22 protein-coding genes are annotated in these 24,854 nt (G+C 69.5%); 7 read left to right on the top strand and 15 right to left on the bottom strand.

All coding sequences use genetic code 11. From position 1 onward, the window contains the following. Positions 1 to 157 precede the first annotated feature (157 nt). From LGR54_RS06470 to LGR54_RS06450, 5 genes are all read right to left on the bottom strand, one after another. Positions 158 to 688 (bottom strand): gamma carbonic anhydrase family protein, encoded by a 531-nt coding sequence (locus tag LGR54_RS06470; RefSeq protein WP_230361138.1) that lies wholly within the window; start codon positions 686 to 688, stop codon positions 158 to 160. Between the two features lie 3 nt (positions 689 to 691). Continuing rightward, positions 692 to 904: a DUF3126 family protein gene (locus LGR54_RS06465; protein WP_213351414.1), complete on the bottom strand. Its 213-nt coding sequence runs from the start codon at positions 902 to 904 to the stop codon at positions 692 to 694. Positions 905 to 1,017: 113 nt separating this feature from the next. Continuing rightward, a complete protein-coding gene (gene cysE, locus LGR54_RS06460) occupies positions 1,018 to 1,872 on the bottom strand; it encodes a serine O-acetyltransferase (protein ID WP_230361137.1) in 855 nt (284 codons plus the stop codon). 137 nt (positions 1,873 to 2,009) lie between these two features. Then, the gene (locus tag LGR54_RS06455) at positions 2,010 to 2,762 is read right to left on the bottom strand and encodes an alpha/beta fold hydrolase (protein WP_230361136.1); all 753 of its coding nucleotides are present in this window, start codon (positions 2,760 to 2,762) and stop codon (positions 2,010 to 2,012) included. A gap of 152 nt (positions 2,763 to 2,914) precedes the next feature. Continuing rightward, on the bottom strand, positions 2,915 to 3,913 hold the full coding sequence (locus LGR54_RS06450; protein WP_230361135.1) for a hypothetical protein: 999 nt from the start codon (positions 3,911 to 3,913) through the stop codon (positions 2,915 to 2,917). A 220-nt stretch (positions 3,914 to 4,133) separates the two neighbouring features. Here LGR54_RS06450 and LGR54_RS06445 point away from each other — a divergent pair, with 220 nt between their 5' ends. The 3 genes from LGR54_RS06445 to LGR54_RS06435 are packed head-to-tail and all read left to right on the top strand — an operon-like array spanning position 4,134 to position 6,064. After that, entirely contained in the window at positions 4,134 to 4,379 is a 246-nt protein-coding gene (locus tag LGR54_RS06445; protein WP_214009683.1) for a zinc-finger domain-containing protein, read from the top strand. Positions 4,380 to 4,388: 9 nt separating this feature from the next. Continuing rightward, positions 4,389 to 5,567: an FAD-dependent monooxygenase gene (locus LGR54_RS06440; protein WP_230361134.1), complete on the top strand. Its 1,179-nt coding sequence runs from the start codon at positions 4,389 to 4,391 to the stop codon at positions 5,565 to 5,567. Further along, positions 5,555 to 6,064 carry a hypothetical protein gene (locus tag LGR54_RS06435; protein ID WP_230361133.1) on the top strand — a complete coding sequence of 170 codons (510 nt, stop codon included), beginning with the start codon at positions 5,555 to 5,557 and terminating at the stop codon, positions 6,062 to 6,064. Before LGR54_RS06440 ends, LGR54_RS06435 begins: the two co-directional genes overlap by 13 nt. On the opposite strand, the gene LGR54_RS06430 is transcribed toward LGR54_RS06435, so the two are convergent. After that, positions 6,054 to 6,371 carry a multidrug efflux SMR transporter gene (locus LGR54_RS06430; RefSeq protein WP_230361132.1) on the bottom strand — a complete coding sequence of 106 codons (318 nt, stop codon included), beginning with the start codon at positions 6,369 to 6,371 and terminating at the stop codon, positions 6,054 to 6,056. The two genes, LGR54_RS06435 and LGR54_RS06430, sit on opposite strands and share 11 nt — an antisense overlap. 132 nt (positions 6,372 to 6,503) lie before the next feature. Between LGR54_RS06430 and LGR54_RS06425 the strand changes: the two genes are divergently transcribed. Then, complete coding sequence (locus LGR54_RS06425) at positions 6,504 to 7,430, top strand: LysR substrate-binding domain-containing protein (protein WP_230361131.1); 927 nt, start codon at positions 6,504 to 6,506, stop codon at positions 7,428 to 7,430. Here the strand turns inward: LGR54_RS06425 and eutC are convergent. Continuing rightward, a complete protein-coding gene (gene eutC, locus LGR54_RS06420) occupies positions 7,413 to 8,219 on the bottom strand; it encodes an ethanolamine ammonia-lyase subunit EutC (RefSeq protein ID WP_230361130.1) in 807 nt (268 codons plus the stop codon). The genes LGR54_RS06425 and eutC overlap by 18 nt on opposite strands. A 10-nt stretch (positions 8,220 to 8,229) precedes the next feature. Next, entirely contained in the window at positions 8,230 to 9,618 is a 1,389-nt protein-coding gene (locus tag LGR54_RS06415; RefSeq protein ID WP_230361129.1) for an ethanolamine ammonia-lyase subunit EutB, read from the bottom strand. Between the two features lie 168 nt (positions 9,619 to 9,786). On the opposite strand from LGR54_RS06415, the gene LGR54_RS06410 reads away from it, so the two are divergent. After that, positions 9,787 to 10,530, top strand: a complete 744-nt coding sequence (locus LGR54_RS06410) for an alpha/beta fold hydrolase (protein WP_230361128.1) — start codon at positions 9,787 to 9,789, stop codon at positions 10,528 to 10,530. Between the two features lie 3 nt (positions 10,531 to 10,533). On the opposite strand, the gene LGR54_RS06405 is transcribed toward LGR54_RS06410, so the two are convergent. From LGR54_RS06405 to kdpF, 6 genes are read right to left on the bottom strand one after another with little or no spacing between them, the layout of a single operon-like run. After that, positions 10,534 to 11,220 carry a response regulator gene (locus tag LGR54_RS06405; RefSeq protein ID WP_230361127.1) on the bottom strand — a complete coding sequence of 229 codons (687 nt, stop codon included), beginning with the start codon at positions 11,218 to 11,220 and terminating at the stop codon, positions 10,534 to 10,536. After that, positions 11,217 to 13,952 carry a DUF4118 domain-containing protein gene (locus LGR54_RS06400; RefSeq protein ID WP_370638149.1) on the bottom strand — a complete coding sequence of 912 codons (2,736 nt, stop codon included), beginning with the start codon at positions 13,950 to 13,952 and terminating at the stop codon, positions 11,217 to 11,219. Before LGR54_RS06400 ends, LGR54_RS06405 begins: the two co-directional genes overlap by 4 nt. A gap of 15 nt (positions 13,953 to 13,967) precedes the next feature. Beyond that, positions 13,968 to 14,537: a potassium-transporting ATPase subunit KdpC gene (kdpC, locus tag LGR54_RS06395; protein ID WP_230361126.1), complete on the bottom strand. Its 570-nt coding sequence runs from the start codon at positions 14,535 to 14,537 to the stop codon at positions 13,968 to 13,970. Between the two features lie 2 nt (positions 14,538 to 14,539). Next, positions 14,540 to 16,603 carry a potassium-transporting ATPase subunit KdpB gene (gene kdpB / locus LGR54_RS06390; RefSeq protein WP_230361125.1) on the bottom strand — a complete coding sequence of 688 codons (2,064 nt, stop codon included), beginning with the start codon at positions 16,601 to 16,603 and terminating at the stop codon, positions 14,540 to 14,542. 11 nt (positions 16,604 to 16,614) lie between these two features. After that, the gene (gene kdpA / locus LGR54_RS06385) at positions 16,615 to 18,324 is read right to left on the bottom strand and encodes a potassium-transporting ATPase subunit KdpA (RefSeq protein ID WP_230361124.1); all 1,710 of its coding nucleotides are present in this window, start codon (positions 18,322 to 18,324) and stop codon (positions 16,615 to 16,617) included. 19 nt (positions 18,325 to 18,343) lie between these two features. After that, positions 18,344 to 18,541 (bottom strand): K(+)-transporting ATPase subunit F, encoded by a 198-nt coding sequence (kdpF, locus tag LGR54_RS06380; RefSeq protein ID WP_230361123.1) that lies wholly within the window; start codon positions 18,539 to 18,541, stop codon positions 18,344 to 18,346. A gap of 241 nt (positions 18,542 to 18,782) precedes the next feature. Here kdpF and LGR54_RS06375 point away from each other — a divergent pair, with 241 nt between their 5' ends. Further along, complete coding sequence (locus LGR54_RS06375; protein WP_230361122.1) at positions 18,783 to 19,763, top strand: DMT family transporter; 981 nt, start codon at positions 18,783 to 18,785, stop codon at positions 19,761 to 19,763. Here the strand turns inward: LGR54_RS06375 and LGR54_RS06370 are convergent. Then, positions 19,718 to 20,749, bottom strand: coding sequence for an LLM class flavin-dependent oxidoreductase (locus LGR54_RS06370; RefSeq protein WP_230361121.1), 1,032 nt, complete (start codon positions 20,747 to 20,749; stop codon positions 19,718 to 19,720). The two genes, LGR54_RS06375 and LGR54_RS06370, sit on opposite strands and share 46 nt — an antisense overlap. Before the next feature lie 208 nt (positions 20,750 to 20,957). Between LGR54_RS06370 and putA the strand changes: the two genes are divergently transcribed. Continuing rightward, on the top strand, positions 20,958 to 24,791 hold the full coding sequence (putA, locus tag LGR54_RS06365) for a trifunctional transcriptional regulator/proline dehydrogenase/L-glutamate gamma-semialdehyde dehydrogenase (protein ID WP_230361120.1): 3,834 nt from the start codon (positions 20,958 to 20,960) through the stop codon (positions 24,789 to 24,791). Positions 24,792 to 24,854 lie beyond the last annotated feature (63 nt).

Raw genomic sequence — 24,854 nt, 5'->3', positions numbered from 1 at the left:
CCGGCGCCCTTCCCCGCTTCCGGCACGCCTGCGCGGATGGTTGACGCCTTCTGAACAAACGCCGGGCATTTACCTAATAAAAACGCTCCCGACCGATTGGCGGGAGCGTTTTTGCTTAATCGACGATTACGATATCTTGTCTGCGAAAGGCCGCGCATCAATCGATGCGCTTCAGACCTTCGGCGAAACGGCGCCAATTGCGCACATAATGCGCAGAGGTGCGACTGATGCGCTCCACCCATTCCGGCCCGAGCTCGCGGATCGCCTTGGCCGGGGCGCCGACGATGAGCGAATTATCGGGGAATTCCTTGCCCTCGGTGATCAGCGCCCCCGCCCCGACGAGGCAGTTGCGGCCGATGCGGGCGCCGTTGAGGATGGTGGCGCCCATGCCGACGAGGCTGTTGGCGCCGATGGTGCAGCCATGCAGCATCGCCTTGTGGCCGATGGTGCAGTCCTCGCCGATGGTCATCGGGAAGCCGGGGTCGGTGTGCAGGACGCACAGCTCCTGGATGTTCACCCGGGCGCCGATGGAGACCCGTTCATTGTCGCCGCGAATGACGGAGCCGAACCAGACGCTCGCCTCGTCGTCGAGCGCGACATTGCCGATGACGGCGGCGTCGGGGGCGATCCAGAACCGCCCGAGGGCGGGCAGGTCCGGCTGGACGCCGTCAAGCGCGTAGACCGGCATCGATCAATCCTCGAGGTCGGTGTCGAGGATCGCCATCTGGAAATTATAGGACAGGTCGCCGTCTTCCTTGTCCTCGAACATCACGCCGATGAACTCGTCGCCGATATAGACCTCGGCCGAATCCTTCTTCTTCGGGCGCGCGACGACCTTGATCTGCGTGTTGTTGAACAGTCGGCGCATATAGGTCTGAACGCGCTCGAGATCTTTCTTTTCCAAAACCGTGCTCCCACGATGTGTGTCAGGCCGCAGCCACGTCCGGGAGCCTTGCCACGGCCCGGCGCGCGGCGCAACCGCGCCCGGGTCTGCTTCCCCGGTTCAGATGACCCCTCTCAGATCGACTCGCCGAGGAAGGGCAGATCGAACAGCTGGTCCATGCTGCGCGAGGGATCGCAGCACGAGCCGGTCTCGCCGACGATGCGTGCCGGCACGCCGGCCACCGTGGTCTTGGCCGGCACCGGCTTCAGCACCACCGAGCCGGCCGCGATACGGGCGCAATGGCCGATCTCGATATTGCCGAGCACCTTGGCACCGGCGCCGATCAGCACGCCGTAGCGGATCTTCGGGTGGCGGTCGCCATGTTCCTTGCCGGTGCCGCCGAGGGTGACGCCCTGCAGGATCGAGACATCGTCCTCGATCACCGCCGTCTCGCCGACCACGATGCCGGTGGCATGGTCGAAGAAGATGCCGCGGCCGAACGGTGCCGCCGGATTGATGTCGACCTGGTAGCAGACCGAGGCGCGGCTCTGCAGATAGAGCGCGAAGTCGCGCCGGCCATTGTGCCACAGCCAATGCGCCAGCCGATGGGTCTCGATGGCGTGGAAACCCTTGAAATAGAGCAGCGGCTGCAGCGCCCGGTCGGTCGCCGGGTCGCGGTCGCACACCGCCATGATGTCGGCGCGGATGGCGACGCCAATCGCGGGATCGGCGGCGAAGGCGTCGTCATAGGCCTGGCGGATCAGTTCGGCTGGGACGTCGGCATGATGGAGCCGCTGGGCGATGCGGTGCGCCACCGCCTTCTCCAGCGACTGGTGATGCAGCACCGTCGTATAGACGAAGCTGGCCAGCGCCGGGTCGTTGGCGGCGACCTCCTCCGCCTCCTGGCGGATGCGCGACCACACCGGGTCGACCTTTTCGATGAGGGAGCGCGTCGCATGGTCCGCGCGGGTGTTAACAGCCTGCACCATCGCCTTGTGTCCTGTCTTCCGCCCTGGGGCGTGGGCCGCATTCAGCCGGCGGCGGCCACGAATTGGCGTCGTTCTAGCACAGCTGAGGGCCGCGGCCTATGCGGTCCCGCCCCGCGCGGCCGGCCGATGCAAGAAGTTCATCCGTGCCGGTCGAGAAAGGACAAAGCCGCCTGCTTGAACACCTTGTCGCCGACGGCCAGCATGTGCTCGCGATCGGGGATATCCAGCACTTCGGAGCCGGGGATCAACTCGGCGAGCGGGCGCGCGGCGCCGGACACCGCGTCGCGGGTGCCGATGGCGATCAGGGTCGGCGCCCGGATCTGGCCGACCTCCTCGCGCGTCAGCGTGCGGCGCGAACCATAGATGCAGGCGGCGAGCGCCTGGCGGTCGCTTTTGGTCTGCTCGGCGAAAGCGCGGAAGGTGCGGCCCATCGGATCGGTAACGTCGTCGAGGCTGTCGGCCAGCAGCGCCTCGGCGACGGTGACCGGCAGGCCGGCGCCTTCGACCAGATGGATGCCGATGCCGCCGAGAATGAGGGTGCGCACCCGCTCCGGCGCCAGCAACGCGACGCAGGCGCCGATGCGCCCGCCCATCGAATAGCCCATGACGTCGAAGCGCGGCAGGCCGAGATGGGCCATCAGCGCCAGCACGTCGCCGGCCATGATCCATGGATCGTAGGCGTCGCGGTCGTAGAGCTTCACCGAGGCACCGTGGCCGCGATTGTCCATGGCGATGACGCGGCGTCCGGCGCGGGTCAGCGTCGACACCCAGCCCGGACCGACCCAGTTGATCTCCTTGGTGGAGGCGAAGCCGTGGACGAGGACGATCGGCTCGCCTTCGCCCTCGTCGAGATAGGCGAATTCGAGACCGTCACGGGAGAAGGTCGGCATGGCGGCTGGGACTCCGGCAAGGCGGGATAGTGGGAAGCCGGCAAGCTACTGAGCAGGGCGAGGCGTGCCAAGACGATCCTCCGCATGCCGGACATGCGCCGCCGCTCGGAACCATGGGGACGGGCGGCTCGTGATGCGGTCGTTCGGAAAGCTCAGGCCGGCAGGAGGCCGGCGCGACCGCCGCGCCACAGCGGCCGCAGCAGCGCCACCACGGTGCTGTTGAGCGATGCCACCAGCCCCAGGAGATTCAACGCCGCCGCGACGACCCAGAAGGCGAGCTTGGCCGCGATCTCGCCGAGCACCAGGGCGCCGCGGCCGAGGGTCTTCAGCACCGCCAGCGTCTGGCCGCCCTTGGCCTCGGAGAGCCGGCGCAGTCGGGCGACGTCGGTGACGTCGTCGGCATGGCGCAGGCCGGCGAGCGTCGCGCGCATGCCCGCTTTTTCGCCGACACGCCCGATATCGGCGACGGCGTCAATCGCACGGGCGCGGCGGCCGGAGCGCAGCAGCCCGATGAGATCGTCGCCGAGGCGCAGGCCGAGCGCGCCGGTGCGGCGAGCACCCTTGGCGAGGCTGAGGCCGGCCCGCAATGTCACCGGGGCACCGAAGGCGGCGTAGGTGGCGGCGGTTGCTGCGATGCCGACCCCGGCGAGGCCGGTCATCAGCGGATCGACGGCGTCGCCGCGCAGATAATTGCCGGCCTGCCGGCCGAGATCGCGAATGTCACCCCAGACGGTGAGGTCACCCGCCGTGGCGCCGGCGAGGCTGGGCAGGTCCTCCGCCTCCCCGGTGACGAATCCCCGGCCGAACGCGCCCGCCTCGCGCAGGGTCGTGGCGGCATGGGTGGAGGCCGCCAGCACCCGTGCCCGCCGCTCCGCCGGGATCGGCAGCGCGCGGGCGTCGGCGAGTTCCAGGAAGCTCGCCGCCAACTCGGCGTCGTCATTGGCCAGCGCCTCGTCGATCTCGCGATTGGCGCGCTCGGCGGTGAGCGCCTTGTCGAGGCGTAGATCGGCGAGGCGGGCGGCATCGTCCCGCGCCATCAGCAGCGCAAACGCCTCCCGTCCCAGCGGCAGCAGCCAGTGGGCCGAGCCGGCAAGGGCGAGCAGGAGCGAGGCGGCAGCGAAGAGGCGGGCGAGGTTCGGACGGCGCATCATGCAAGACCAGCGGAGCACGCTGCGTCATGCGCGCGCATTGTGGCGAAGCCAAGAGTACGCCGAGGGGGGCGCGGTACGAGGCCATGAACGGCTGAGCGGGAAGCCGGGTTTCGGCGTTCTCATCTTGGGATCGAGGCGCGTGCCGCCGCGCCGCCCCTTTCGCCGGGAGACGCCAGCGGCTATCCTGCCGCCCTTCGATCCATCCGGACAGGGCAGACACATGGCGGGCCACGTCGTTCCTCATTTCCACAATTCGGCGGGCGTGCCGGCTATCTCCATCGGCGCCAAGGAATTCATGTGCGTCGGCGCCAAGCCGCCCTACGACCACCCGCATGTCTTCCTCGACATGGGCTCGGACGACGAGATCATCTGCCCCTACTGCTCCACCCTCTACAAGTTCGACGCCAAGCTGCACGGCGACGAATCGGTGCCGGCGGGCTGCCTCTACGAGGCCGCCGCGGCCTGAGGAGGCTCCTTGTCCGAGCGTGACATCCTCGTCGCCGGTGCCGGTGTCGGGGGGCTGAGCGCCGCGCTCGCACTGGCGCGGGCCGGATTCGAGGTTACCATACTGGAGCGCGCGGAAGCGCTGCAGGAAGCAGGCGCCGGCGTGCAGCTCGCCGCCAACGCCACGAGCTGCCTCTCCCGGCTCGGCGTGCTCGAGCGGGTGAAGGAACGCGCCGTGCAGCCCGCCTTCATGCGGGTGATGGACGCGCGCCATGGCCGGCTGCTGGCCGAGGCGGAGATGGGCGAGGCTGCCGAGATACGGTTCGGCGCGCCCTTTCTCGTCATCCACCGCGCCGATCTTCAGGCCGCGCTCGCCGAGGCGGTGCTGGCCGAGCCGCGCATCCGGCTGCTTCTGCGTTCCACCATCGAGGGTTTCAGCGAGGAGGATGGCCGCGTCCGCGTGGTCATCCGGCGCGGCGAGACACCGGCGATCTTCGACGGCGCGGCGCTGATCGGCGCCGACGGTCTGCGCTCGGCGGTGCGCGGACAGCTGGTTCCCCACACCCTGCCCTCCTTCCGGCATCGCGCCGCCTGGCGGGCGACGGCGCCGGTGGCGCGGCTGCCGGCGCATCTCGCCGACGCGGCGACGCGGCTCTGGTTGGGCCCTGGCGCGCATCTCGTCACCTATCCGGTGCGCGGCGGCAAGGCGGTCAACCTCGTCGCCATCACCCCGGACGAACGGCAGGCGCATGGCTGGAGCCATGAGGGCGAGAAGGGCGAGCTCGCCGGGCATTTCCAAGGCTGGTGCGCCGATGTGCAGGCGCTGCTGGCGGCGCCGGGCGCCTGGCTGCGCTGGGCGCTGTTCGATCTCGACCCGCTGCACGCGTGGAGCAGCGGGCGGGTGACGCTGCTCGGCGATGCCGCGCACGCCATGGTGCCGTTCCTCGCCCAAGGGGCGGCGCAGGCGATCGAGGATGCAGATGTGCTGGCTGCCTGCCTGCGGGAGGGAGGCGACATCCCCTCCGCCCTGCGCCGCTACGAGGCGCTGCGCCGGCCGCGTACAGCGCGGGTGCAGGCCGCCGCGCGCGGCATGGACCGGGTGTACCACCTCTCCGGCCCGATGGCGTTCGCACGCAATCTGGTGATCCGCGCCAAGGGCGGCGCCGGCGTGCTGGAGCGCTATCGCTGGATCTACGAATGGCAGCCGTGAGCGGCGGCCATCGGGAACTCCTGTGGGACATCGCCGTCGCGGCGCGGGACTTTCTAGAGGCGATCTGGCCCGAGTGGCATTCGGCCTGGGGCGAAGCTCCCACGGTGACGTCGCGCTGGACCTGCGGACGCTCCAGCCTGTTTCTGGTCCATGTGATCGAGGAGCATGGTTTGTCCGCCCGCTGGGTCAGCGGCACGCCGCGGCTGGGGGAACAGGAGCCGGAGATCGGGCCATACGGCTTCTTCGATGGGCGGCAATGGCAATCACACGCCTGGGTCCAGCAGGGCGGCCTGATCGTCGATGTCACGGCGGACCAGTTCGGCGCGGCGCCGGTGCTGGTGGTCGCGGCCACCGACAGTCGTTATGGCGAGGGACATGGCGATACCGCGCTGCCGGCCTCCGCCGCGGCGCGCGAGCGTACGGCGAATGCCCTGCTGCCGCGCTGGCATGTCTCGGCCCAGCGCGGCGCCTTGCAGGCGTGGCTCCTCAGCCGCTGATCTGAAGGCCGGCGACGCCGCCGATCAGCGCGGCGGTGGCGAGCAGCTTGCCGAGGCCGAGCGGCTCGCCGAAAAAGGCCGCGCCGAGAATGACGGCGCCGAGCGTGCCCATCGCGGTCCAGGCGGGATAGGCGAGGCTCACCGGCATGGTCTTCATCGCGAACGTGAGCAGCGCGAGGCTGATGCCGCCGGCCACCAGAGTGAGCAGGCTGGGAAGCAGTCGGGTAAAGCCCTCGGAGGCCTTCATGGCGAGGGCGAAGACGATTTCAAACCCTGCCGCCAGCACGAGAAACAGCCACGCGGTCATGGATCACTCCTGTCGAAAAGATGAGACACATTCACGTGTCTCTTGCCGGCATGGAGATAAGCTCCTTGAACCAGCTCGACAAACGCGAAGTTCTCAGTCAATGGATGAGATGAATTCATCCATGAGGTTGTCATGCGCCGCCTGCCGCCGCTGGGGTCGCTCCGCGCCTTCGAAGCCGCCGCGCGGCTGGAGAGCTTCAAGGACGCCGCGGCGGAACTCGGGGTGACGCCGACCGCCATCAGCCATCAGGTGCGCCTGCTGGAGGAGGAACTCGGCACGCCGCTGTTCATCCGCCGCACCCGCAAGGTGGTGCCGACCGCCGGCGGGCTCGACCTGGCGGCGCGGCTCGGCAGCGCCTTCGAGGTGATGGCGGATGCGGTGGCGCAGGCGCGCCCGCGTCCCGGGCGCCGGTTGGCGACGCTGTCGGCCACGCTCGCCTTCTCGGCACGATTGCTGGTGCCGCGTGCCGGCCGCTTCCGCACGCTGCATCCGGGCTGGGATTTGCGCCTGCATGCCTCCGACGAGGCGGTCGACCTCATCGCCGGCGAGGCGGATGCCGCGATCCGCTATGGGCGCGGCAGCTATCCCGGCCTCGTCTCGGTGCCGCTGATGAGCGAATGCTTCGCGCCGGTGTGCAGCCCGCGCATCGCGCCGAGGCGCCTGGAGGACCTCCGGCAGGCCAATCTGATCCATTTCGACTGGCTGCTCGCCAAGTCTCACAACAAGACGCCGAGCTGGAGCGACTGGGCGGAGAAGGCGGGGCTCACCGGCTTCGACACGACGGCGGGCCTGACCTTCACGGATGAGAACAGCGCCATCGAGGCGGCGGTGGCCGGACAGGGCGTCGCCCTGCTCAGCCTGCCGCTGCTGGCGCCTGAACTGCGCTCCGGCGTGCTGATCCAGCCCTTCGGCCCGGTGATCGAAGGGCTGGGCTTCGACTTCGTGTTTCCCGAGGGCGCGGAGAACCGGCCGGAGGTGGCGACGCTGCGCGACTGGGTGCTGGGGGAACTCGGGCCGGCCCTCGTTCCGTCGGCCACCCCGTCAGCCGGCGAGGCGTGAGGCGGGCGGCTTGCCGGCGACCAGCAGCAGGTCGCTCTCGTCCTTCAGGCTGACGCCGGTCAGCCGGCGGGCGAGGGCTTCCTTAAGCAGCCAGGCCAGCTTGAAGGCAGCATGGTCGTGGGACAGCCCATCCCCGCGCACATTGGAAATGCAGTTGCGCTCGGCATCCGAGCGGCCGACCCTCGGCGCGAAGGTGAGATAGAGGCCAAGACTGTCCGGCGAGGACAGGCCCGGCCGCTCGCCGATCAGCACCGCCACCGCCCGGCACGCCAGGATCTCGCCGACCTCGTCGCCGAGCGCCACCCGGGCCTGCGAGGCGATGACGACCGGGCCGGTGCTCCAGCCCTCCTCCGCGAGGCGCGGCTTGAGCGCGGCGAGGAACGGCGCCGCCTGCGCGTGGATGGCGGTCGAGGACAGGCCGTCGGCCACCACCAAAGCGAGATCCGGCGCGCTGCCGGCATAGGGGGCGAGCGTGGCGCGCCCCTCCTCCGAGAGCTTGCGGCCGAGATCGGGCCGGCGCAGATAGGCCTCGCGCGAGGGGGCTGCGGAGGCGACATGCAGCGTCTCGAAGCCCAGCGCGGCGATGGCGGCGGCGGTCGCCTCCGCCTCGAACGGGGTGTGCACGGCGTCGCGCGCCTGCGCATGGGCGAGGGCGAAGCGCAGCACCTCGCGCGTCGGCAGGCCGGTGCCGGCACGGCCGAGCGCGATGCGCGCCGGCGTCGCGCGGGCGAGCTTCGCCCAGGCGTCCTCGATGATGTAGCCGTTGGTGGGGCGGGTTTCGTTGCTCATCGCCATGCCCTCACGCCGCGAGGCCGGGGGCGTAGGCGAGCAGCGGGTTGGCGCCGCCCTGCGGCTTGAGCCGCCCGTCCGGGCCGGTGATGCCCATGGATTGCAGCCACGCCTCGAATTCCGGCGCCCGCTTCAGGCCGAGCACGTCGCGCAGATAGAGCTGGTCGTGGAACGAGGTGGACTGGTAGTTCAGCATCACGTCGTCCGAGCCGGGAATGCCCATGATGTAGGTGACGCCGGCCGCGCCGAGCAGCGTCATCAGCGTGTCCATGTCGTCCTGGTCGGCTTCGGCGTGGTTGGTGTAGCAGACGTCGCAGCCGAGCGGCACGCCCATCAGCTTGCCGCAGAAATGGTCCTCGAGGCCGGCGCGGATGATCTGCTTGCCGTCATAGAGATATTCCGGGCCGATGAAGCCGACCACCGTGTTGACCAGCAGCGGGCGGAACGGACGGGCGACCGCATAGGCGCGCGCTTCCAGCGTCTGCTGGTCGACGCCGTGATGGGCATTGGCTGACAGCGCCGAGCCCTGCCCTGTCTCGAAATACATCACATTGTCGCCAAGTGTGCCGCGCTTCAGCGAGAGGGCCGCCTCGTGCCCCTCCCTCAAGGTGGCGAGGTTGATGCCGAAGGACGCGTTGGCGGCCTGCGTCCCGGCGATCGACTGGAAGACGAGATCGACCGGCACGCCGCGATTGATCACCTCGGTGGAGGTGGTCACGTGGGTGAGCAGGCAGGCCTGGGTCGGAATGTCGAAGCGGGCGATGATGTCGTCGGTGAGCTTCAGCAGCTCGCTGAGCACCGGAATGCTGTCCGAGGCGGGATTGATGCCGATCACCGCGTCGCCGCAGCCATAGAGCAGGCCGTCGAGGATGGAGGCGGTGATGCCGGCCGGGTCGTCGGTGGGATGGTTCGGCTGCAGCCGCACCGCCATGGTGCCGGGCAGGCCGATGGTGTCGCGGAACTTCGTCACCACCCGGCACTTGCGCGCCACCGCGATGAGGTCCTGGTTGCGCATGATCTTCGACACCGCCGCCGCCATCTCCGGGGTGACGGCGGGGGCGAGCGCAGCCAGCGCCTGCGGCGAGGCGGCATCGGACAGCAGGAAGTCGCGGAAGTCGCCGACCGTCATGTGGGAGACCGGGCGGAAGGCGCTCGCATCGTGCGTGTCGATGATCAGCCGGGTGACCTCGTCGGCCTCGTAGGGCACCAGCGCCTCGGTGAGGAAGGTGGCGAGCGGCACCTCGGCGAGGCACATGCGGGCGGCGACGTTCTCCTCCGCCGAGGTGGCGGCGATGCCGGCCAGCATGTCGCCGGAACGCAGCGGCGTAGCCTTGGCCATCAACTCCTTGAGATCGGCGAAAACGTAGCTGCGCGGCCCGATGAGGTGACGATACGGCATGTTTGCTCCCGCCCGGCGCCCGCTGCCCAATCCGGCGCCATGGCGCAAAAACATACTCCGACCGGGCGGGCGACGGAAGCCGGCACCGCGCATGTTCGGGCTCTGGACGGCGGGCGGGCCGGGGTCTAGGACGGCGCACAAAATACCAGATCGAATGGCGAGGAATCGATGGCGACCTTCATCCTCATTCACGGTGCCTGGCACTGGGGCGGCTGCTTCGTGCAGGTGGCGAATCGGCTCGCGGCCATGGGCCATGCGGTGATCACCCCCGATATGGCCGGGCACGGCTTCGACCCGACGCCCATCGCCCATATTCCAGACCTTCCGACCTATGCTGCTAGCGCCCGCGCCGCGCTGGAGGACATCGAGGGCCGGGCGATCCTCGTCGGCCACAGCGTCGGGGGCGCCACCGCCAGCTGGCTCGGCGAGCTGATGCCGGAGCGCGTGCAGGCGCTGGTCTATCTCACCGGCTTCATGGCGCCGAACGGCAAGAGCGCCCGCGACTTCGTGATGACGCAGACCCATCTCCGGCATCCGGCGATCCTCGAGACGCAGGGCATGCTGCGCGTGACGCGCGAAGGGCTGGGCCTCGACTTCACCAAGCGCCACCTCATCGTGCGCTCGCTCTATTCCGACTGCACGCCGCACCAGATCGAGGTGGCGCTGCCCAACCTCATCCCGGTCACGCCGCATGTGCCGTTCGCGGCGGTCTCGACCGTCACGCCGAGCCGCTACGGCCAGCTGGAGCGGCACTATGTCGAATGCCTGCAGGACTGCGCCCTGCCGCTGCCGGTGCAGCGCGAGATGCAGGCCGCCGTGCCGGGTGCGACCGTGCACCAGCTCGATGCCGGCCACTCGCCCTTCCTCAGCATGCCCGACGAGGTCGCCGACCTGCTCGACGGCATCGCCTGACGTTCATTCCGCCATGAAGCGGTAGCCGACGCCCGGTTCGGTGCGGATGATCGCCGGCCGGGTGGGATCGCGCTCGATCTTGGCGCGTAGCTGGCCGATGAACACTCGGAGATAATGCAGGTCCTCGCCATGGGCGGGACCCCAGATCGAGGTGAGCAGGGTGCGGTGAGTGACCACCCGCCCCGTATGCCGGGCCAGCAGCGCCAGCAGGTCGTATTCCTTCGGCGTGAGCTTCACCGGCGCGCCGTCGCGGCTGACGAGGCGACGCAGCGTGTCGATGACGAGGCCGTCCACCTCGACGTGATCGGCCTCCGCATCGGCGGCGAGGCGATGGCGCAGCGCGGCGCGGATGCGGGCTGTGAGCTCGCCGATGCCGAAGGGCTTCTCGACATAATCGTCGGCGCCGAGGTCGAGGGCGGCGATCTTCTCGCTCTCGCGGTCGCGGGCGGAGAGGATGATGATCGGCACCTGCGACCAGCCGCGCAACTGGGCGACGACGTCCTTGCCGTCCATATCGGGCAGGCCGAGATCGAGGATGACGACATCGGGCGCCGCCGTCGCCGCCGCCTTCAGCGCCGCCGCGCCGGTCGACGCTTCCACGACGTCGTAGCCGGCGGCGCTGAGCGCGGGGCGCAGGAAACGATGGATCTGCGGCTCGTCGTCGACGACGAGAATACGGTCGGCGCTCATGATGCAGGCGTCTCCGGCAGGGGCGCCTCCGGCGACGCGGCGGATACCTCGCCGGGCGGAATCGGGAACCGCAGCACCATGCGGGTGCCGCGTCGCCGGGTGGCCGGGCTCTCGGCCTTGATACTGCCGCCCATGGCGTCGACGAAACCTCGCGCGATCGACAATCCCAATCCGGTGCCGGGCGGGCGCCCGTCCGGCGAGCCGGGACGAAAGAACTTTTCGAACACCTTGTCGATATCCCCGGGCGCGATTCCCTTGCCGGCATCCGTCACCGAAATGACGATCTCGCCTCCCTCGGTGCGGGCGAAGATCCGCACCGGCTCGCCGGCGGCGTATTTGGCGGCGTTGTCGAGCAGGTTGAACAGCACCTGGCCGAGCAGCACGCTGTCCCCCTGCATCAGCGGCAGCGTGGGCGCGATCGATACGTCGATGACCAGCTGGGGGTAATAGCGGGCGCACCGCTCCACCGCGGCGCGGATGACGTCGCCGACGTCGAGCCAATCGCGCCGCGCCTCCAGCGTGCCGGACTCGATGCGGGTCATGTCGAGCAGGTTGGAGACGAAGCGCGACAGCCGCCCGCCCTCCTCCTCGATGGTGGCGAGCAGGTCGTCGCGGCTCGCCGCGTCCATGCGCGTGCCGAGCTGGCGCAGGCTGGTCACCGCGCCGGTGATGGTGGCGAGCGGCGTGCGCAGATCGTGCGAGATCGAGGACAGCAGCGCGGTGCGCAGGCTGTCGCTCTGCAGCCGCGCCGCCTGGGCGATGCTCTGCTCGGCCAGCCGCGCCCGGTCGAGCGCGATGGCGGTCTGGTCCATGATCGCCGCCAGCATCGGCTCGGCGGCGCCGTCGAAGGGCTCGCCATCCCAGCGCAGGCCGAGAATGCCGACCACCCCGTGCGGGCTGGTCATCGGCCGGAACTGCCAGCGGCTAGATGGCAGTGTGCCGGTGTCGCGCCCGGCGGCCTCGCGGTGCTCGAAGGCCCAGCGCGCGGCGCTCATGTCGCCAACCTCGAGATCGGCGTCGGGCGGCCAGGCGGCGGCCAGCGCCACCGCGCCGTTCTGCGAGGTGAGGATCGCTGCCGGACGGCCGAAGGTCTCGTGCAGTTGCGACACCGCCGCCCAGAGCACGTCCTCGGCCTCGGCATTGCCGGAGAGCTTGCGCGAGAAATCATACAGCGATTGCAGCGAACTCGCCCGCGCCCGGGCGGTGCGCGCCTGCTCGCTCACCCGCGAGGCCAGGCCGCCGGCCAGCAGCGCGGCGAGCAGGAACACCACGAAGGCGAACACCTCGTGCGGCGAGGCGATGGTGAAGGTGTAGAGCGGCGGGATGAAGAAGTAATTGTAGGCGAGGCCTGACAATATGGCGGCCAGGAGGGCGGCGCCGTAGCCGGCGCGGATCGCCGCCACCACCACCGCCATCATGAACAGCAGCGAGACATTGGGCAGGTGCATCGTCCGCTCGATGGCGGTGCCGATCAGCGCGGCGGCAACGACGCTGGCGACCGCATACACGGCGCTGCGGGCCAGCTCGCGCGGCCGGCGAGTGCGGCGGCGCGGCGCCAAGGTGTCCTCGGCCTGGTCGCTGGTGACGATGTGCACGGCGATGCCGGGCACCTGGGCGACGATCTCGTCGGCGAGCGACGGCCGACGCAGCAAGGGCCAGCGACGGCGGTTCGGGGCGCCAATGACGATCTGGGTGACGTGCTCGCGGCGCGCGAGGCGGATGAGCTCGGTGACGAAGTCGTTGGCGGTGATCCGCCGCGTCTCCGCCCCCAGCCGTTCGGCGAGGCGCAGCAATTCATCGATGCGCGCCGGAGCGCCCTCCCCGGTCTCGCGGTCGGCACGCTCCAGCGACACCACGGTCCAGGAGGCGTTGAGGCCGGAGGCCAGCCGGCTCGCCTCGCGCACCACCTTTTCCGACAGCACATCGGCGCCGACACAGACCAGCAGCCGCTCGGAGGAGGCCCAGGCCCCCTCGATGGCGTGGCCCTTGAGATAGTCGACCATGTCGTCGTCGACGCGGTCGGCGGTGCGGCGCAGCGCCAGCTCGCGCAGCGCGGTGAGGTTGCCGAGGCGGAAGAACCGCTCGGAGGCGCGCCGCGCGCTCTCCGGCAGATAGACCTTGCCGTCCTTGAGCCGCTCGATCAGTTCCGCCGGCGGCAGGTCGACGAGCACGATCTCGTCGGCCTTCTGCAGCACGGTGTCCGGCACCTGCTCGCGGACATGGATGCCGGTGATGTTGGCCACCACATCGGCGAGGCTTTCGAGGTGCTGGATGTTCAGCGCCGTCCAGACGTCGATGCCGGCGGCCAGCAGTTCCTCGATGTCCTGGAAGCGCTTGGGATGGCGCGAGCCCTCGGGATTCGAGGAGGCGAGCTCGTCGAGAATCAGGATGCGCGGCTTGCGGGCCAGCGCGGCGTCGAGGTCGAAGGTCTCGATGACGCGGCCCTTATAGGGCACGCGCCGGCGCGGCAGGACCTCGAGGCCGTCGAGCAGCTCGGCAGTCTCGGAACGGCCATGGGTCTCGGCGAGGCCGACCACGATGTCGGCCTTGAGCTTGCGGGCGCGGGCAAGCATCGCATAGGTCTTGCCCACGCCCGGAGCGGCGCCGAGGAAGATGGTGAGGCGGCCGCGCCCGTCGGCGCGCGTGCCGTCCGGCCGCGTTTCCTGGCGCATCACCGCCAGCAGCGCGTCCGGATCCGGCCTGCCCTCGTCACGGGGCTCGGTTGCCGCCATCTCGTTGAAATCCCGTCAGCTCTTCAGTCCGTCGAGCGCGAGGTTGAGCCTTAGCACATTGACCCGCGGCTCGCCGAGGAAGCCGAGTTCGCGCCCTTGCACGTTGCGGTCGACGAGGGCATCGACCGCGGCAGCGTCGAGGCCGCGCGCCTTGGCGACGCGGGCGACCTGGGCGCGGGCGAAGTCCGGCGAGATGTCCGGGTCGAGACCCGAACCGGAGGTGGTGACGGCATCCGCGGGGATATCGCCCTCGATGCCGGCACCGCGCAGCTTCTCGACGTCGGCGGCGACCCGGTCCTTCAGCTTGGCGGCCGTCGGGCCGAGATTGGAGCCGGAGGACGCCCCGGCATTGTAGGGATCCGGGCCGGTGGCCGAGGGGCGCGACCAGAAATACCGCTCGGAGGCGAAGCTCTGGCCGATCAGGACTGAGCCCACCAGAGTACCGTTGCGGGTGACGAGGCTGCCGCTCGCCTGTGCCGGCAGGGCCGCCCCCGCAATGCCGGTGATGGCGAGCGGATAGGCCAGACCGAGCAGTGCAGTGAGAAGTACGGTGAGAACGATAGCAGGACGAAGATGCTTCAACATGATCACACCAGATGCAGGGCGGCGACGGCGAGGTCGACCAGCTTGATGCCGATGAAGGGCAGGACCAGCCCGCCGACGCCGTAGACGAGGAGGTTGCGGCGCAGCAGCGCCGCCGCGCCGGACGGACGGTAGGAGACGCCCCTCAGCGCGAGCGGGATCAGCGCGATGATGATCAGCGCGTTGAAGATCACCGCCGACAGGATCGCCGATTGCGGCGAGGTCAGCGCCATGATGTTGAGCGCGTTCAGGCCGGGATAGGTGGCGACGAACAGCGCCGGGATGATGGCGAAGTACTTCGCCACGTCGTTGGCGATGGAGAAGGTGGTCAGCGAGCCGCGCGTCATCAACAGTTGCTTGCCGATCTCGACGATCTCGATGAGCTTGGTCGGCGAGGAATCGAGGTCGACCATGTTGGCGGCTTCGCGCGCGGCCTGGGTACCGGTCTGCATGGCGACACCGACATCCGCCTGGGCAAGCGCGGGCGCATCATTGGTGCCGTCGCCGCACATGGCGATCAGCCGGCCGCCCTCCTGCTCCTTGCGGATATAGGCGAGCTTGTCCTCCGGCGTCGCCTGGGCGAGGAAGTCGTCGACGCCGGCCTCCGAGGCGATGGCGGCGGCGGTGACCGGGTTGTCGCCGGTGACCATCACCGTGCGGATGCCCATGGCGCGCATCTGCGCGAAGCGCTCCTTGATGCCGGGCTTCACCACGTCCTTCAGGTGCACGACGCCGAGCAACCGGTCGCCCTCGGCCACCGCGAGCGGGGTGCCGCCGGAACGGGCGATGCGGTCCACCGCGGCGCGGAAGGCTTCCGGCGCGCGGGCTTCCTCGACGCCAGCGAAGCGCAGCACGGCGTCCACCGCGCCCTTGCGCAACTTGCGGGTGCCGAGGTCGACGCCCGACAGCCGGGTTTCGGCGGCGAAGGGAATCACCGCGTCCGGCTGCGCGGTGGGACCCGGCACGCGGTACTCGCCTGTCGCCAAGGCGACGATGGAACGGCCCTCCGGAGTCTCGTCGGCGAGGCTGGCGAGCAATGCGGCTTCCGCCAGCACCTTCTCGGAAACGCCAGGCACGGGGAGGAAGTCGGTCGCCATGCGGTTGCCGAAGGTGATGGTCCCGGTCTTGTCGAGCAGCAGCGTGTCGACGTCGCCGGCCGCCTCCACCGCGCGGCCAGAGGTGGCGATGACGTTGAAGCGCACCAGCCGGTCCATGCCGGCGATGCCGATCGCCGAGAGCAGGCCGCCGATGGTGGTCGGGATCAGCGTCACCAGCAGGGCGGCGAGCACCGTCACCGACAGCACGGTGCCGGAATAGCCGGCGAGGCCCCACAGCGTGACGACGGCGATGAGGAAGATCAGCGTCAGGCCCGAGAGCAGGATCGACAGGGCGATCTCGTTCGGGGTCTTCTGCCGCTTGGCGCCCTCGATCAGCGCGATCATGCGGTCGACGAAGCCGCCACCCGGCGCCACCGCGACGCGGATGACCAGCCGGTCGGACAGCAGCTGGGTGCCCCCGGTGACGGCGGAACGGTCGCCGCCGGCCTCGCGGATCACCGGGGCGGATTCGCCGGTGATGGCGCTCTCGTTGACCGAGGCGACGCCTTCGATGACCTCGCCATCGGCCGGGATCAGCTCGCCGGCCTCGACGATGACGACGTCACCGATCTTCAGCGTGGTGGCGGGCACCTTCTCGATGCGGCTGCCCTCATGCTTCAGCCGCGCGGTGAGTTCCGAGCGGGCGCGCTTCAGGCTGTCGGCCTGCGCCTTGCCGCGCCCTTCGGCGACCGCCTCGGCGAAGGTGGCGAACAGCACGGTGAACCACAGCCAGGCGGCGATCTGGCCGGAGAAGCCGGCGTCGCCGCCCATGACGAGGTCGCGGGCGAACAGCAGGGTGACCAGCGCCGCGACCGCCTCGGTGACGAAGATCACCGGATTGCGCATCAGCTGGCGCGGATCGAGCTTGCGGAAGGCCGCGACCACCGCCGGGCCGAGAATGGCCGGGGCGAACAGGCCGGGCGCCGCCGGCGCGTGGGACGATTGGTGGGCGGAGGTTGTACGATTCGACATGGGTCGGAACCTCAGAAGGTCTGGCCGGCGAGCATGGCGAACTGCTCGACGATCGGCCCGAGGGCGAGTGCGGGGAAGAATTGCAGGCCGCCCAGGATCAGGATGATGCCGATCAACAGGCCGACGAAGAGCGGCGTATGGGTGGGAAAGGTGCCCGCCGAGACCGGCGCCTTCACCTTGGCCGCGATGGAGCCGGCGAGCGCCATGACCGGGATGACATAGGCGAAGCGGCCGAGCAGCATGGCGATGCCGAGGGTGGTGTTGTACCAGGGCGTGTTGCCGGTGAGGCCGCCAAAGGCCGAGCCGTTATTGCCAGCCGCCGAGGTGAAGCCGTAGAGGATCTCCGACAGGCCGTGCGGACCCGGTGTGCCGACGCTCGCCACCGCGAAGGGCAGCATGGCCGAGATCGCCGCGAAGCCGAGAATGGCGAGCGGCAGGATGAGGATCGCCAGCACGGCGTACTTCATCTCGCGGCCCTCGATCTTCTTGCCGAGGAATTCCGGCGTGCGCCCGACCATCAGGCCGGCGACGAACACCGAGAGCAGCGCGAAGACGATCAGGCCGTAGAGGCCCGAGCCAGTGCCGCCTGGCAGCACTTCGCCGAGCTGGATGAGGAACATCGGCACCATGCCGCCGAGACCGGTGAACGAGCCGTGCATGGCGTTGACGCCGCCATCCGACAGGCCGGTAGTGACCGCGGCATAGAGCGCGCTCGCCGACTGGCCGAACCGCACCTCCTTGCCCTCCATGTTGCCCATGGACGGGTCGAGGCCGAGGCTGGTCAGGATCGGGTTGCCATAGGTCTCCGCCCAGTAGACGAAGCCGACGCCGGCGATGAGCAGCACCGCGATGGTGGCGAGGAACGCCCAGCCCTGCCGGCGGTCGCCGACCATCTGGCCGAAGGTGATGACCAGCGCCGCGGAGATCGCCAGCATGACGTAGATGTTGAGGAGGTTCGACAGCGCCGTCGGGTTCTCGAACGGATGCGCGGCATTGACGTTGAAGAAGCCGCCGCCATTGGTGCCGATCTGCTTGATCGCCTCCTGGCTGGCCACCGGGCCGAGCGCAATGGTCTGCTGCGCGCCTTCCAGCGTGGTGGCGGTGACCGAGGCGTCGAGCGTCTGCGGCAGCCCCATGGCGACGAACACCAGCGCCGTCACCACCGCGAAGGGCAGCAGCACGTAGAGATTGGCGCGGACGAGATCGACCCAGAAATTGCCGAGCGTGGTCGCCTTGGAGCGGGCGAAGGCGCGGGTGACGGCCATGGCCAGCGCGATGCCGGTCGCCGCCGAGGTGAAGTTGTGCACGGTGAGCCCGGCCATCTGGGTGAGATGGCTCATCGTGGTCTCGCCGGCATAGTTCTGCCAGTTGGTGTTGGTGAGGAAGCTGACCGCGGTGTTGAAAGCAAGGTCCGGCGGCACCGCCGGGAAGCCCTGCGGATTCAGCGGCAGCACGTCCTGGAAACGCATGATCGCATAGAGCGACACGAAGCCGATCACCGAGAAGGCCAGCATGGCCAGCGTGTAGGCGAGCCAGCCCTGCTCGCGGTTCTCGTCAATGCCCGACAGGCGGTAGAAGCCGCGCTCGACCGGGGAAAGCACGGGTGAGAGGAAGGTCCGCTCGCCGGAGAAGACGCGGGCCATGTAGAGGCCGAGCGGCTTGACGGTGACGAGTACGAGGAGGAACAGGACGGCGATCTGCGCCCATCCGACGAGTGTCATTGTTGTTGTCTCCCGTCGTTCAGAAGCGCTCGGGACGCAGCAGCGTCACCACGAGATAGGCGCCGAGCGCGAGGGCCACGGCGAGCCCCAGAAGCGGTTCGATCATGATTGCGGCCTCACGACAGCCGGGCGAGGAGGCGGGCATAGACGCCGAGCGCAGCGAGCGCGGCGATGCCGACCAGGAGAAAAACGACGTCTGCCATGGCAGAGCTCCCAAGGTTTCAGGATCGCGGGAGATTGCGCCCGGTACGGGTCAGGTTTCGATTGCGGATGCACGGGCCGCGCATAAGGAAAGCGTAAAGACACGGCGACGTGCCGGGGGGCGTGGGTGTCGCGGCGGTCACCCGGTGGTCATCGACGTTCCGAATGCCCCCTATCGGAACATCTCGTTTCCCGATGCCGGCAGGGGCGCCTATGGTCGCGCGACTTTCACGGACCAAGCGTTCCGAGGCGCCGAGATGAGCCAGAATTCCCTGTCAGGTGGCAATGCCACCCTCCCCGCCGAGGGTGCCGGCGCGGTGTCGAGCCGCCAGTTGTTCGCGCTGGTGCTGGCCTTCTGCCTGTTGTGGTCCTCGGCCTTCGCCTTCGCCAAGATGGCGCTGATGGACTGCCCGCCGCTCATCCTGCTGGTGGTGCGCCTGACGCTGGCCGGCGGCATCATGCTGGCGCTGGCGGCGAAAGTGGACGGCAGGGCCAGGCTCGCCAGCATGCGCCGGCGCGACGTCTACGCGCTGATCCTGTGCGGCATCCTCAACAATGCCGTCTATCTCGGGGTGAACTGGATCGGGCTGACCATCACCTCGTCCGGCTACAATGCGGTACTGATCAGCTGCAACCCGCTGGTGGTGGCGCTGCTCGCCGGGCCACTGCTGGGAGAGCGGCTGAACCTCACCAAGTGGCTCGGGCTCGGGCTCGGCCTCCTCGGCGTGGTCATCGTGCTGCGCTCGCGGCTCGTCGGCGGGCACGAGGATGCGTTCGGCACGCTGCTGATCGGCATCGGCATGCTCGGCCTCGCCGCCGGCACGCTGGCCTTCAAATATTTCAAGCCGCGCGGCGGCGTGTGGACCGGCAATGCCATCCAGTGCCTCACCGGCGCGGTGGTGCTGCTGCCCTTCGCTGCGCTCACCGAAAGCCTCGCCGATGTGCATGTCACCGGCGGGTTCCTTGTCGGGCTGGGCTTCCTCGTCTTCGCGGTGTCGATCGGCGGCTACGGGCTGTGGTTCTTCCTGCTGACGCGGTCGAGCGCGACCGCCGCCTCCAGCCTGCATTTCGCCATGCCGCCGCTTGGCCTGTTCTTCGGTTGGCTGCTGCTCGGCGAGCGCGTGCCTGCCCTTGATATCATTGGCATTTTGCCGATCGCGCTCGGCATCTGGCTGGTGACCCGCTCGTCGCGTCAGGCGGGGACGGACAGGCCGGCCATCTCGGCGAGCAATTCGTAGGAGCGTTGCTTCGCCGCGAGGCCGTGGATGGCGGTGGTGATCATCAATTCGTCCGCCTGCGTGGTCTCGATGAAGCGGGCGAGGCCTTGCGCCACCTTTTCCGGGCCGCCGACCAGCACGCGCTCGCGGTTGCGGGCGATGAAGCGGCGGTCGGATTCGCTATAGGGATGCGCGGCGGCTTCCTCAGGCGTCGGGATCGGCCGGTACTCGCCGTGCTGGCGCCGCAGATGCGAGAGATCGATGCTGCCGGCGAGATACTCCGCCTCCTCGTCGGTGTCGGCGCACACCACCGCCAGCGCCAGGATCGCGTGCGGCTTCGCCAGGTTCGGCGAGGGGCGGAAGCCGTCGCGATAGCTGAGCATGGCGTCCAAAACATCATGATTCGCAAAGTGATGCGCGAAGGCGAAGCCGAGGCCGAGCTGGGCCGCCAGCCGGGCGCTGTAGCCGGAGGAGCCCAGCAGCCAGATCGGCGGCAGCGGTACGTCGACCGGCATCACCGCGATGTGGCGATACGGGTGGTCGTCCGGCCAGCCATTGGTCTCCCAGGCGATCAGCTCCTTCAGCCGGTCGAGGAAATCGTCGGCCGGATCCATGTCGCGGCGGCGGCGCAGGGCGCGGGCGGTGAGCTGGTCGGTGCCGGGCGCGCGGCCGAGGCCGAGATCGACCCGGCCGGGATACAGCCCCTCCAGCACCTTGAAGCGTTCGGCGACCATCAGCGGCGAGTGGTTCGGCAGCATCACGCCGCCGGATCCGACACGTAAATTCCGTGTCGCCGCAAGGATTTGGCCGGCCATGATGTCCGGCGCGCCGGAGGCGACCGACGGCAGATTGTGGTGCTCGGCGACCCAAAAGCGGGTGAAGCCCAGCGCATCGACCTGCCGGGCCAGCGCGATGGTGCCGGCCAGCGCCTGCGGTCCGGTGCCTCCGGAGGTGACGAAGGAGAGGTCGAGCACCGAGAGCGGCACGCGGATCGCGGGAGCGTTCATGAGAGGAGCCGTTGGCTGATGGCGGTCAGCATGGTGAGGTAAGCCGGTTTGGCCGCCACGCAAGAGCAATATCATCGCCGATGCGGTGGCCGATGCGAACAGATCCGGCGCCTGAATGACCGATGAGGACGGGGTTGCACCTTCTTGCGAAAAAGGTGCAACCCGTATATTCGAGCGGTGATCATATTTCCATCTGGCGGGGGCAACCATGGCGACGACCACCATCGGCCTGAAGATCGACGACGAGCTGCGGGCCCGCCTCAAGGCGGCGGCGGAGAGCGAGGGGCGCACGCCGCATTCGCTGCTGAAGCAGGCGGTGATCGGCATCGTCGAGCGCATCGAGCAGGGCCTGCCGATCGATCCCGAGCCGGCGGAGCCCGACGCGGCGGCGCACCATGTTGAAACCGACAGCCCGTTCCTGCCCTTCGCCCGGGGAGTGAAGCCGCAGAGCGTGCTGCGCGCCCGCATCACCGGCGCCTATCGCCAGCCGGAGACCGAATGCGTCTCCATGCTGCTGCCGGCCGCCACCCTGCCCGCGGCCAAGGCCGAGGCGGCATCGGCACGCGCCCGCGCCCTGGTCTCGGCGCTGCGCGAGAAGGGGCAGAAGGGGCCGGTCGAGGGGCTGATCCACGAATATGCGCTGTCCAGCCAGGAAGGCGTCGCCTTGATGTGCCTCGCAGAGGCGCTGCTACGCATTCCCGACCGCGCCACCCGCGACGCGCTGATCCGCGACAAAATCGGCCATGGCGACTGGCAGGCGCATGTCGGGCACTCGCCATCGCTGTTCGTCAACGCCGCCACCTGGGGGCTGGTGCTGACCGGCAAGCTCACCACCACCAATAGCGAGGCCGGCCTGACCGGCGCGCTCTCCCGGCTGATCGGCCGTGGCGGCGAGCCGCTGATCCGCAAGGGCGTCGATGTCGCCATGCGGATGATGGGCGAGCAGTTCGTCACCGGCCAGACCATCTCCGAGGCGCTGGCCAATTCGCGCGCCATGGAGGCGAAGGGCTTTCGCTACTCCTTCGACATGCTCGGCGAGGCGGCGACCACGGCGGAGGATGCCCAGCGCTATTTAGCCGACTACGAACAGGCGATCCACGCCATCGGCAAGGCCTCCGCCGGGCGCGGAATCCATGAGGGGCCAGGCATCTCCATCAAGCTGTCGGCGCTGCATCCACGCTATTCCCGCGCCAAATATGAGCGGGTGATGGGCGAATTGCTGCCGCGCGTGGTCTCGCTGGCCCGCCTCGCCCGCCACTACGACATCGGCCTCAACATCGACGCTGAGGAAGCCGACCGGCTGGAGCTGTCGCTCGATTTGATGGAGGCGCTGTGCTTCGAGGAGAGCCTTTCCGGCTGGAACGGCATCGGCTTCGTGGTGCAGGCCTATCAGAAGCGCTGCCCCTTCGTGATCGACTACCTGATCGACCTCGCCCGCCGCTCCGGCCACCGGCTGATGGTGCGCCTCGTCAAGGGCGCCTATTGGGACAGCGAGATCAAGCGCGCGCAGGTCGACGGGCTGGAGGGTTTTCCGGTCTACACCCGCAAGGTGCACACCGACGTCTCCTACATCGCCTGCGCCCGCAAGCTGCTCGGCGCGGCCGACGCGGTGTTCCCGCAATTCGCCACCCACAATGCGCAGACAGTGGCGAGCATCTTCGAGATCGCCGGGCCGAACTATTATGGCGGCCAGTACGAGTTTCAGTGCCTGCACGGCATGGGCGAGCCGCTCTATGAGGAAGTGGTCGGCAAGGACAAGCTGAACCGGCCGTGCCGCATCTACGCGCCGGTCGGCACGCATGAGACGCTGCTCGCCTATCTGGTGCGGCGCCTTCTGGAGAACGGCGCCAATTCCTCCTTCGTCAACCGCATCGCCGACGTCAACGTGCCGATCGACGAGCTGATCGAGGCGCCGGCCGAGGTGGCCGGACGGCTGGAGCCGGTCGGCGCGCCGCACCCGAAGATCGCTGCGCCGGCCGAGCTGTTCGGCGCGGAGCGGCGCAACTCGCAGGGGCTGGACCTCTCCAACGAGCAGCGCCTCGCCTCGCTGGCGGCGGCGCTGCTGACCGGCTCGACGCAGCCGCTGAAGGCGGTGCCGCTGCTCGGCGATGGCGCGACGGCAGGCGTTGCCCGCGACATTCGCAATCCGGCCGACCGGCGCGATTTCGTCGGCGCGGTGGAGGACGCCACGCCGGAACTGTGCGCCCGCGCCATGGAACTGGCGGTGGCGGCGGCGCCGATCTGGCAGTCCACCACACCGGCCGAGCGCGCCGCCTGCCTCGCCCGCGCCGCCGACGCCTTCGAGGCGCGGATGCCCGAGTTGATCGGCATCGTGGTGCGCGAGGCCGGCAAGTCCTACCCCAATGCGGTGGGCGAGGTGCGCGAGGCGGTCGACTTCCTGCGTTATTACGGGGCGCAGGCGCGCGACGGCTTCTCCAACGACACCCACCGCCCGCTGGGGCCGGTGGTCTGCATCAGCCCGTGGAACTTCCCGCTCGCCATCTTCACCGGGCAGGTTGCCGCCGCGCTCGCCGCCGGCAATCCGGTGCTGGCCAAGCCGGCGGAAGAGACGCCGCTGATCGCCTTCGCCGCGGTGAACATCCTGCGCGAGGCCGGGGTACCCGCCGGGGCCTTGCAGCTGCTGCCCGGCGCCGGCGATGTCGGCGCGGCGCTGGTGGGCGATGCCCGCACGCGCGGCGTGATGTTCACCGGCTCGACCGAGGTGGCGCGGCTGATCCAGCGCCAACTCGCCGGGCGACTCACGCCGGACGGCCAGCCGATCCCGCTGATCGCCGAGACCGGCGGGCAGAACGCGATGATCGTCGATTCCTCGGCGCTCGCCGAGCAGGTGGTGGGCGACGTGCTCGCCTCCGCCTTCGATTCCGCCGGCCAGCGCTGCTCGGCCCTGCGCATCCTGTGCCTGCAGGACGACATCGCCGAGCGCACCCTGACCATGCTGAAGGGCGCGCTGCACGAGCTCGCCATCGGCAACCCCGTGCATCTCGCCACCGATGTCGGCCCGGTGATCACCTCGGAGGCGCAGGCCACCATCGAGGCGCATATCGAGCGCATGCGCCGCTCCGGCCACACGGTGGAGCAACTGGAACTGACGGAGGACTGCGCGCACGGCACCTTCGTGCCGCCGACGCTGATCGAGATCAGCTCGACCGCCGAGCTGACCCGCGAGGTGTTCGGCCCGGTGCTGCACGTGCTGCGCTACAAGCGCGAGCAGATCGGCGAGCTGATCGAGGCGGTGAACGCCACCGGCTACGGCCTCACCTTCGGCCTGCACACCCGCATCGACGAGACCATCGGCGAGGTGACCTCGCGCATCGAGGCCGGCAATATCTATGTGAACCGCAACATCATCGGCGCGGTGGTGGGTGTGCAGCCCTTCGGCGGACACGGGCTTTCCGGCACCGGGCCGAAGGCGGGCGGGCCGCTCTATCTCGGCCGGCTGCTCGCCACCCGCCCGGCGGCCAGCCGGCCGGCGGTCTCCGCCGAAGCCACCGAGGCGGCGCGGACCTGGACGGACTTCGTCTCCGACCCGGCGGCGCGCGACCTGTGCGGCGCGGTACTGGGCGCGCCGGCGCTGCTGGCCTCCACCGTGTTGCCCGGCCCGGTGGGCGAGCGCAACGCCTATGAACTGGTGCCGCGCGGCACCGTGCTGTGCCTCGCCCAGACGGAGGCGGGCCTCGCCGTGCAGGTCTGCTCGGCGCTCGCCACCGGCAACCGCGCGCTGATCGCCTCGGCGACGCCGCCGGCTCTGCCGGAGGCGTTGAAGGGGCGGATCCAGACGACCGGCGACATCGGTACCGCCCGCTTCGACGCGGTGCTGTTCGAAGGCGATGGCGACGCGCTGCGCCAGCTCAACCAGTCCGTGGCCGACCGTGACGGACCGATCGCGCTGGTGCACGGGCTGAACCCGGACGAACTGGCGCGCGGGGCCGGCTATCCGCTCGACCTCCTGGTGCTGGAGCGCTCGGTGAGCACCAACACCGCGGCGGCCGGCGGCAATGCCAGCCTGATGAGCATCGGGTGAGATGCACAGATAAATGGCGGGGGCGACCTTAGGCCCCCTCCCCGGCTTGGCCCTACCCGGATA

The organism is Ancylobacter sp. Lp-2, assembly GCF_020523795.1.
GTDB lineage: Bacteria > Pseudomonadota > Alphaproteobacteria > Rhizobiales > Xanthobacteraceae > Ancylobacter.
The sequence above is the reverse complement of the archived record's forward strand: the minus strand, read 5'-3'. Positions and strand labels throughout refer to the sequence as shown.

Bases quoted from the DNA above. Each gene is read 5' to 3' on its own strand.
- LGR54_RS06445 (WP_214009683.1), top strand. From the start codon at position 4,134: ATGGCGGGCCACGTCGTTCCTCATTTCCACAATTCGGCGGGCGTGCCG.
- kdpB (WP_230361125.1), bottom strand. From the start codon at position 16,603: ATGTCGAATCGTACAACCTCCGCCCACCAATCGTCCCACGCGCCGGCG.
- LGR54_RS06430 (WP_230361132.1), bottom strand. From the start codon at position 6,371: ATGACCGCGTGGCTGTTTCTCGTGCTGGCGGCAGGGTTTGAAATCGTC.
- LGR54_RS06410 (WP_230361128.1), top strand. From the start codon at position 9,787: ATGGCGACCTTCATCCTCATTCACGGTGCCTGGCACTGGGGCGGCTGC.
- LGR54_RS06375 (WP_230361122.1), top strand. From the start codon at position 18,783: ATGAGCCAGAATTCCCTGTCAGGTGGCAATGCCACCCTCCCCGCCGAG.
- kdpC (WP_230361126.1), bottom strand. From the start codon at position 14,537: ATGTTGAAGCATCTTCGTCCTGCTATCGTTCTCACCGTACTTCTCACT.
- LGR54_RS06425 (WP_230361131.1), top strand. From the start codon at position 6,504: ATGCGCCGCCTGCCGCCGCTGGGGTCGCTCCGCGCCTTCGAAGCCGCC.
- LGR54_RS06370 (WP_230361121.1), bottom strand. From the start codon at position 20,749: ATGAACGCTCCCGCGATCCGCGTGCCGCTCTCGGTGCTCGACCTCTCC.
- cysE (WP_230361137.1), bottom strand. From the start codon at position 1,872: ATGGTGCAGGCTGTTAACACCCGCGCGGACCATGCGACGCGCTCCCTC.
- LGR54_RS06455 (WP_230361136.1), bottom strand. From the start codon at position 2,762: ATGCCGACCTTCTCCCGTGACGGTCTCGAATTCGCCTATCTCGACGAG.
- LGR54_RS06450 (WP_230361135.1), bottom strand. From the start codon at position 3,913: ATGATGCGCCGTCCGAACCTCGCCCGCCTCTTCGCTGCCGCCTCGCTC.
- eutC (WP_230361130.1), bottom strand. From the start codon at position 8,219: ATGAGCAACGAAACCCGCCCCACCAACGGCTACATCATCGAGGACGCC.
- kdpA (WP_230361124.1), bottom strand. From the start codon at position 18,324: ATGACACTCGTCGGATGGGCGCAGATCGCCGTCCTGTTCCTCCTCGTA.
- LGR54_RS06435 (WP_230361133.1), top strand. From the start codon at position 5,555: ATGGCAGCCGTGAGCGGCGGCCATCGGGAACTCCTGTGGGACATCGCC.
- LGR54_RS06405 (WP_230361127.1), bottom strand. From the start codon at position 11,220: ATGAGCGCCGACCGTATTCTCGTCGTCGACGACGAGCCGCAGATCCAT.
- LGR54_RS06400 (WP_370638149.1), bottom strand. From the start codon at position 13,952: ATGGCGGCAACCGAGCCCCGTGACGAGGGCAGGCCGGATCCGGACGCG.
- LGR54_RS06470 (WP_230361138.1), bottom strand. From the start codon at position 688: ATGCCGGTCTACGCGCTTGACGGCGTCCAGCCGGACCTGCCCGCCCTC.
- LGR54_RS06415 (WP_230361129.1), bottom strand. From the start codon at position 9,618: ATGCCGTATCGTCACCTCATCGGGCCGCGCAGCTACGTTTTCGCCGAT.
- putA (WP_230361120.1), top strand. From the start codon at position 20,958: ATGGCGACGACCACCATCGGCCTGAAGATCGACGACGAGCTGCGGGCC.